Source organism: Sphingobacterium sp. B16(2022) (genome assembly GCF_012030425.1).
Lineage (GTDB): Bacteria > Bacteroidota > Bacteroidia > Sphingobacteriales > Sphingobacteriaceae > Sphingobacterium > Sphingobacterium anhuiense.
Genome location: NZ_JAAUVN010000009.1, coordinates 1 through 7,701 on the forward strand (window position 1 = coordinate 1; position 7,701 = coordinate 7,701).

Annotated in this window: 7 protein-coding genes and 1 tRNA gene; 5 read left to right on the forward strand and 3 right to left on the reverse strand. The window is 35.7% G+C overall.

The window, feature by feature from the left end:
• Together HCX49_RS25490 and HCX49_RS25165 are read left to right on the forward strand one after the other, a co-directional pair.
• The coding region (locus HCX49_RS25490) for a hypothetical protein (protein ID WP_206368726.1) at positions 1-255 on the forward strand (255 nt) is incomplete at its 5' end.
• A gap of 800 nt (positions 256-1,055) precedes the next feature.
• A tRNA-Pro gene (locus HCX49_RS25165) sits at positions 1,056-1,129 on the forward strand.
• Between the two features lie 41 nt (positions 1,130-1,170).
• On the opposite strand, the gene HCX49_RS25170 is transcribed toward HCX49_RS25165, so the two are convergent.
• Both HCX49_RS25170 and HCX49_RS25175 read right to left on the reverse strand, forming a co-directional pair.
• The gene (locus tag HCX49_RS25170; RefSeq protein ID WP_132773951.1) at positions 1,171-1,818 is read right to left on the reverse strand and encodes a bifunctional 4-hydroxy-2-oxoglutarate aldolase/2-dehydro-3-deoxy-phosphogluconate aldolase; all 648 of its coding nucleotides are present in this window, start codon (positions 1,816-1,818) and stop codon (positions 1,171-1,173) included.
• 8 nt (positions 1,819-1,826) lie between these two features.
• A complete protein-coding gene (locus HCX49_RS25175; RefSeq protein WP_168128474.1) occupies positions 1,827-2,816 on the reverse strand; it encodes a sugar kinase in 990 nt (329 codons plus the stop codon).
• A 161-nt stretch (positions 2,817-2,977) separates the two neighbouring features.
• Between HCX49_RS25175 and HCX49_RS25180 the strand changes: the two genes are divergently transcribed.
• Genes HCX49_RS25180 through uxaC form a run of 3 tightly spaced genes read left to right on the forward strand, consistent with a single transcriptional unit; the run spans position 2,978 to position 6,392 of the window.
• Entirely contained in the window at positions 2,978-3,799 is an 822-nt protein-coding gene (locus HCX49_RS25180; protein WP_021191081.1) for an SDR family oxidoreductase, read from the forward strand.
• 12 nt (positions 3,800-3,811) lie between these two features.
• Positions 3,812-4,972 (forward strand): mannonate dehydratase, encoded by a 1,161-nt coding sequence (uxuA, locus tag HCX49_RS25185; RefSeq protein ID WP_132773955.1) that lies wholly within the window; start codon positions 3,812-3,814, stop codon positions 4,970-4,972.
• A 10-nt stretch (positions 4,973-4,982) separates the two neighbouring features.
• Positions 4,983-6,392: a glucuronate isomerase gene (uxaC, locus tag HCX49_RS25190; protein ID WP_021191082.1), complete on the forward strand. Its 1,410-nt coding sequence runs from the start codon at positions 4,983-4,985 to the stop codon at positions 6,390-6,392.
• 22 nt (positions 6,393-6,414) lie between these two features.
• Here the strand turns inward: uxaC and HCX49_RS25195 are convergent, their stop codons facing one another.
• A complete protein-coding gene (locus tag HCX49_RS25195) occupies positions 6,415-7,440 on the reverse strand; it encodes a LacI family DNA-binding transcriptional regulator (protein WP_021191083.1) in 1,026 nt (341 codons plus the stop codon).
• Positions 7,441-7,701: the final 261 nt, after the last annotated feature.

The following is a 7,701-nucleotide window of genomic DNA, read 5'->3' on the forward strand; positions in this document are numbered from 1 at the left end:
GAAGTCAAGCCCGCCAGAGCCGATGGTATTGCCGTAACAGGTGGGAGAGTAGGTCGGTGCCTTTTTTTATACAGAAGCCTTTGCTATACAGCAGAGGCTTTTTTGTGTTTAGACCTTTTTTATGCTGTGAACAGGGCTATTCCTGTTCTTTCAGTAACTTCTGCAGGCCCTTCATGCTCATCATTTGACCTATTCAGCTTCTACATCCTCTTCCTATCGGACAAGCATAATGTCTCCGTATCTTGCAATCTCTAATTTTTAACACATTTAAACCAGTTAAAGTACTTTCATGTTTTCTCTAAATAATCGAATTATTTCACTGGTCTAATTTGCTTCTTTAAGAACTCATTAATTAGAGGTGTAATCTTGAATATTTCAATAAATAGAAATTTAGTAAATGATTGTTCATTGCTATATAATATATAAAACGCTAGCTGTGAGCCGTTTGTATTCTTTTAAAGAATTTATTGCCTTTAGAATTTAAGCTACTTATGTAGTTACGTCTGTTGAAAAAGGATTTACAAGCCTGAAAATTGATCGAAATTCAACCTAGATTTTAAAATTAATTAGCTCAAACATATGGTTGCTACTTTTGTGTAATTCAGAAATCAGTAGGATTTCTGAATGAGTGCAAATCGGCGAAATACACAATTAATTTAGAACTAGACATAGCACATCTATTCAGGATAAATGGAATGAAAATGAACGTAAATCTCTTTTCAACTAATCAAAAATATTGAAATTTATTATATAGTTTAAAGGTTTATACTTACTCATTTTTGTTTTTTTGAAATCAATTTAAGCATTTGTAATAGCGAATGGACTGATAAAAGCTATTCTTTAGAGAAGAAACAGGTTCCAAAAAATTATCGATTTAGACCATGGAGAGGCAGATTATTCTATCAATCACCTTAAATATGAGATTGTTTTTTTGGTTAATTGAAATTTATTTGTCAGCTAATCAGTCTTTTATTGTGTAAAGTGAAAAATAAATTTGACATTACTAATATTCGCTGTATATTTGCATCACAATAAAACAAAAGGTGATACCTTTTCGGGGTGTAGCGTAGCCCGGTATCGCGCCTCGTTTGGGACGAGGAGGTCGTAGGTTCGAATCCTGCCACCCCGACAAAAAAAGCTCTAACGAAAGTTAGAGCTTTTTTTATTTTTCTATTTTAAGCTTTCAATATACTGAAAAGCTTTTTGTAATCTATTTTCAATATAATTATTTTCTTCTGATTCTGTCGGGCCATTAAATAACTTTGATCCCATACCTACTGCTGATACTCCAGCTTGGAACCACGCTAACAGATTTTCTTCATCTAATGATACACCACCTGTAGGCATAAATTTCAATGATTGAAATAGAGGCTTGATACCTTTCAAAAAATTTGCTCCTAAGGCATCACCGGGGAAAAGTTTTACTAATGGTGCACCTAATTCTTCAGCAACTGAAATTTCAGTGGGAGTCATGCAACCCGGTATCCAAAGTATATTATTTTTTAAGGTCACATCTGCAATTTCTGCTTTCACAATAGGACTAACAATAAATTCTGCTCCTATATTTATGAAATCTAGAGCTTGTTGCTTCGTTTTAATGGTTCCAATTCCTAGCTTTAAATCTTTGAAATTGTCATCGCGGTATTTAAGCAGAGCCTTAAAGTTGTTATGCGCTTCAGGACCTCTATTGACAAATTCGAAAACGCGAACTCCACCATTATAACATGATGTTAAAATGGCAATACATTGGTCAATATCGTCATGATAGTAGACGGGGATAATGGGAGAACTTTCAATCTTGGATAGGATAGTATGCATGTTGATTATTATAAATTGATGAAATCACCTTTGTTAAATAGTTTTTTGAATCCGAGTTGGGTCGCAGTGTCTATAATTTCTTGAGCAGACTTACCTTCATAAATAGCAGCAATTAGACCTCCCATAAAGGCGTCTCCGCTACCAATACGATCAATTAAGTCATTTGTCTCTAAAATAGTACTTATTTTATTTTCTGCAGGGCTATGATATGTACCGTAAAATAGATTATGTTTAGGGTTGTCCATAAATCTAAACGTATTAGCGATATGTTTGCATTTCGGATATTTTTCAAATATTTCTTGAGCAACTAAACTGGAATAGTCGAAATATTCGCTGCAAGAGGTATTTCTGACCAACTGCTCATGAATAGAAGTTCCAAGCATTTTGTGTTCAGCCCAAATATTTCCCATAATAACATCGCAATATGAAACTAATGTAGGCATAATATCTAGAGGCTGTTTTCCATATTGCCATAACCTACTTCTATAATTGAGGTCGACAGATATGGTGATTTTCTTTTCTTGCGCTATTTTCAATGCTGTTAGCATGAGCTGTGCTAATTCCTCGTTTAATGCAGGTGTTAAGGCTGTCCAATGAAACCATGAACAGTCGGTAAATAGTTCATCCCAATCAATATCTTCCGCTTTAAGTGTGGAAAATGACGAGTACTTACGATCGTATATTACCTCTCCGCTTGTTAAACCATTTGCCGATTGCAATATGTAAGAACCTAAGCGTTCGCCACCAAATATAAACTTGGAGGTATCGACGTTTTTGTGATTGAGTGTGTTTAAAATCTCCTTGGTTAAAGAGTGATCAGGAGCAACAGACACGTAAGTAGTCGGTATTGATAGCGAGGCAAGAGCAACAGCAACGTTCGCTTCTGATCCTCCTGGATAGGAATAGACTACCGATTGGTCATCATTAAAGAAATATTCATCTTTTGCTTGTAATCTATAAAGAATCTCTCCGAAGCAAAGGACTGTGTTTTTATCCATAAGTTATTAGTTTACTTTTCGAAAGTAGTATAAATAATTGTATTTCTGTATTGATTGTGTCTATAATTTCGAAAACGTTTGAGTAAATAAAGTTATAAGGATGTTTCTTTAGGAATTAATTATTTCATAAAATTGGTAACTTTAAATCTAACAATTATAAAATGGGGATATTGGATAAATTTTCATTGAACAATCACGTTGTTGTGGTTACCGGTGCAACTGGAGTTCTAGGAAAATCTTTTGTAGATGCTTTGGCTGAAGCTGGTGCAAAGGTTGCAGTACTGGGTAGGAATAAAGAAAAACTCCAAGAACGAGTCCAGGCTATTGAGGCGAAAGGTGCTGAGGCATTAGCAATACAAGTAGATGTTTTGAACGAAGAGGACGTGATAAGGGCTAAGGATGAAATAATAGCGAAATGGGGTACGATTGACGGTTTGGTCAATGCCGCTGGCGGTAATATTGCTGGAGCAACAATAAAGCCTGAACAAAATCTTTTTGACCATGATATAAGAGATACGCTGAAAGCAATTGAGCTTAATTTGAATGGAACAATTATTCCGACACATATTTTTGGACGTGTAATAGCTGAATCTGGTAAGGGTTCTATTGTTAATATTTCCTCACTTGCAGCAAGTAGACCATTAACTAGAGTTTTGGGGTATACGGTTGCAAAACACGGTGTAGATGGCTACACGAAATGGATGTCTGTTGAATTAGCTTTACGATACGGTGATAAGGTACGTGTCAATGCAATTGCACCAGGGGTATTTTTAACAGAGCAAAATCGAAATCTACTGATAAACCCCGATGGTACATATTCCGACCGGGCGCAGAAATTTATTAATGCGATGCCTTATCAACGTTTAGGAGAGCCAGATGAACTAAAGGGAACTTTAGTCTACTTATTAAGTGATGCTTCTGCTTTGGTTACTGGTGAAACGATTTTTGTTGATGGCGGGTTTAACGCATGGTGTGGGGTTTAATAAATTTAAGGTATGAAGAAACTTGAACAAACTTGGAGATGGTATGGGCCTAATGATCCCGTTTCCTTGGATGATATAAGACAAGCTGGTGCGACAGGTATTGTAACGGCATTGCACCATATTGCCCATGGCGATGTTTGGCCTGTCGAAGATATTTTAGAACGTAAAAGAATTATTGAAGATAGTGGATTAGTCTGGTCGGTCGTAGAGAGTCTTCCAGTGCATGAGGCGATAAAAACAGGAAGCAATGATGCCGCATATTATATTGAAAACTATGTGATGTCTTTGGAGAATTTAGCGAAATGTGGAATTCAGATCATTACTTATAATTTCATGCCTGTTTTAGATTGGACCAGAACACAATTAGATCTATTGATGAAAGATGGTTCAAAAGCTTTGTATTTTGATTGGATTGATCTTGCCGTATTTGATATTCATATTCTAAAGCGAATAGATGCAGTCAAGGATTATACAACAGTGATGTTGGAAGGAGTTGAAAAAAAAATTTCTTCTTATTCACAGCAAGATCTTGATGCGTTAGAACAAGTTGTTTTGATGGGAATCCCTGGAGAAAATGATATTACACTACAGGACCTGAATAACAGCATTGCTGTGTATGGTCAGCTTGGTCGAACGGGATTATTAAATAATTTGCTTCATTTCCTGTCATCGATAAGTGACGTTTGTGAACGGGAGGGGATTAAAATGACTATACATCCCGATGATCCGCCATATCCAATTTTAGGTCTTCCACGTATTGTGAGCAATCAATCTGATCTGGTAGCAATACTTGAAGGTGTTAATAAGCCGTTTAATGGCATTTGCTTTTGCACAGGTTCTCTTGGTGCTAGTCAGTCGAATGATGTTGCATCCATTTTGGACGCTGTTAAAGAAAGAGTTTACTTTTCGCATCTGAGAAATGTAAAGAAAGACACTTTAGGAAGTTTCTTTGAAGCTGATCATTTAGATGGTGATGTAAATATGTATGCTGTGATGAAAATTTTGATCACTGAAAATCAAAATCGAATCAGACCTATTTCCTTTAGACCTGACCATGGTCATCAAATGTTGGATGATCTAAATAAGAAGACGAATCCTGGATATTCTGCAATTGGTCGTTTGAGAGGGCTCGCAGAACTCAGGGGATTAGAATATGGAATTTTAGGTCAATAAACAAAAAAGAATGTCAGATTTTATCAATCATAATTTTATACTGCAATCGGATATTGCACAACAGCTATATCATAATTATGCAAAAGATCTTCCTATTATAGATTACCATAATCATCTTCCCCCTGATCAGATTAGCAATAATCATCAGTTTGACAATCTTGCTCAAATTTGGCTCTATGGTGACCATTACAAATGGCGTGCTATGCGAACTTTGGGAGTTGAAGAGAAATATATTACAGGAGAAGCTTCTGATTTTGAAAAATTTCAAAAATGGTCGGAGATTGTGCCTCAAACATTGAGAAATCCGCTGTATCATTGGACACATATGGAGCTTAAGAATCCATTTGGAATTAACAAATTCCTCAACATTCAAAGTTCACATGCTATTTATGAACAAACAAGGGAACAATTGAAGGAACCGAGTTTTAGTACTCAGGGACTTTTGAACCATTTTAATGTTGAGATGGTGGGAACAACTGATGATCCAATTGATAGTCTGGAATTTCATAAGGCTTTAAGTTTAAATACTGAATTTAACACAAAAGTACTTCCGACGTTTCGCCCAGATAAGGTTTTTCAGTTATCGAAAGGAGATGTATTTAGAGCTTATGTGCAAAAACTATCCGATGTGAGCGGAATAAAAATACACCACTTGGATTCTTTATTAGAAGCACTTGATGAACGAATTAATTATTTTGACTCTTTGGGTTGTGTGGCTTCAGATCATGGGTTGAAATATCTGCCTAAAAAAGGGGCATTTAATTTAGCGGAAGTGAATTCTACTTTTATTCGCGTGATCAATGGAGATGATACTGGAGTTTTGGAAGTGGAAGATAGCTTTGTTTTTTATGTTTTAAGTGAATTATGCTCAAAGTACCATGCAAAAAATTGGGCGCAGCAATTTCATTTAGGTCCGTTGCGTGATACAAATAAAGGGAAGCTGACAATTTTGGGTGCTGATACGGGATATGATTCTATTGGGGACTACCCTCAAGCTGATCGTATGGCAGATTTTTTTAATTATCTCGATACGAAGGATCAATTGGCCAAGACAATCATATATAATGTTAATCCTGCTGATAATGCTGTTTTTGGTTCAATGATCGGTAATTTTCAGGGCGGGAATATGAAGGGAAAAATTCAATTTGGTTCAGGATGGTGGTATCAGGATCAGTTGGATGGTATGACAGAACAGATAAATGCACTTTCTAATTATGGTTTGATCAGTTGTTTTATTGGGATGTTAACCGATTCGCGAAGCTTCTTGTCTTATTCTCGACACGAATATTTTAGAAGATTGCTTGCTAATATTTTTGCAGAAGATATCATCAAGGGGTACCTTCCGCATGATGTCGATATGATTGGAAAGGTTATAGCGGATATTTGTTATCACAATGCGGTTGCCTATTTTAAAAAGTAAAAAAGCTAACTGAGGTGCAAAATCAAGTCAAAAGACTTGATTTTCTTATTTCCAGGGTAGTTTCTAGTTCGATTGTTTCAAAATCGTTATGTGATGGACGCTTAATAAGATAAATGAGTTTTTTCATTGCAGTATGTCCGATTTCACTTGCAGGCTGTTTGATTCTGCTCAATGCAGGGTTGAGTGACGTTGGAATAGAAATATTAGAAAAGCCAATAACAGCGATTTCTTCTGGAACCTTAATCCCGAGTTCTGCTAGAATTCCGAGTGTTCTTGTGGTGATGACATCGGTAGCTCCAAAAATTGCATTTAGCTTATGTTCTGTGTTTAGTGTTTTTTGTATGGCGCTTTTGATTTGTTTATCAAGTATTGCGGTATCTTGAATATTACATTCAATAAAGTAATAGGGCTTTAGTGGAATTTCAAATTCTCTTAAAGCTTCTTTATATCCGTTTAATCTGTCTTTGGAAACACCTAATTGGTGTCCTGTAATATGAAGGATATTTGTACGTCCTTGTTCGAGGAGGTGTTTGGTAGCTTTATAAGCCCCGTCGAAATTGTTGGCACCGACTTTATCCGTTTTTAATTGATTGACTGTTCTATCAAAAATAACGATTGGTTTTCCGTTTTCTTGTAATTCTTTCAATAAACTCAGATTCGATGATTCGCTGACTGGTGAAATCAAAAGTCCGTCAATACCTCTCGAGTTTAAAACTTCAATACAGGATTTCTCAACCTGTATATCTTCTCTGCTCTGCATAATGATGATATCAAAGCCTGTTTCTATAGATGCTTTTTGAATTCCGTCTAGTATTTCTGCTATAAATGTATTATTAATCGCGCATACAATGACACCGATAGTATTTGTTTTCCCGATTTTAAGACTTTGTGCCACTTTATTAACGCTAAAATTCATTTTTGTAGCGTAGTCCTGAACAACCTTTTTGGTCTTCTCACTAATTTCATAACTATCTGATAAAGCTTTGGAAACTGTTGAGATTGATATATTCAATGCTTTAGAGATATCTTTTAAGGTAGTTTTAGCCATTTTGATTACTAATTTTGGTTATTGTAGATGTATAAAGATATTTATAAATATGATATATCACTAAACAATCTACAGAATCGACAATCGATTTTGAGCAGAGATTATACATTTTCTATTAATTATATGTTTAACCATAAATTTATCGGTCAGGTTATAAGCTGTTTACCGGTTCACGGCAAACTATTTCCGGAAAAGATTAGGAAGTGATTATAAAAAGGTGCTATCTTTGCACCACTCCGCAAGGGAGGAACGGCTGATCCG

Excerpts from the sequence above, each read along its gene's own strand:
- HCX49_RS25170 (WP_132773951.1), bottom strand. The coding sequence starts at position 1,818 with ATGCATACTATCCTATCCAAGATTGAAAGTTCTCCCATTATCCCCGTC.
- HCX49_RS25175 (WP_168128474.1), bottom strand. The coding sequence starts at position 2,816 with ATGGATAAAAACACAGTCCTTTGCTTCGGAGAGATTCTTTATAGATTA.
- HCX49_RS25180 (WP_021191081.1), top strand. The coding sequence starts at position 2,978 with ATGGGGATATTGGATAAATTTTCATTGAACAATCACGTTGTTGTGGTT.
- uxuA (WP_132773955.1), top strand. The coding sequence starts at position 3,812 with ATGAAGAAACTTGAACAAACTTGGAGATGGTATGGGCCTAATGATCCC.
- uxaC (WP_021191082.1), top strand. The coding sequence starts at position 4,983 with ATGTCAGATTTTATCAATCATAATTTTATACTGCAATCGGATATTGCA.
- HCX49_RS25195 (WP_021191083.1), bottom strand. The coding sequence starts at position 7,440 with ATGGCTAAAACTACCTTAAAAGATATCTCTAAAGCATTGAATATATCA.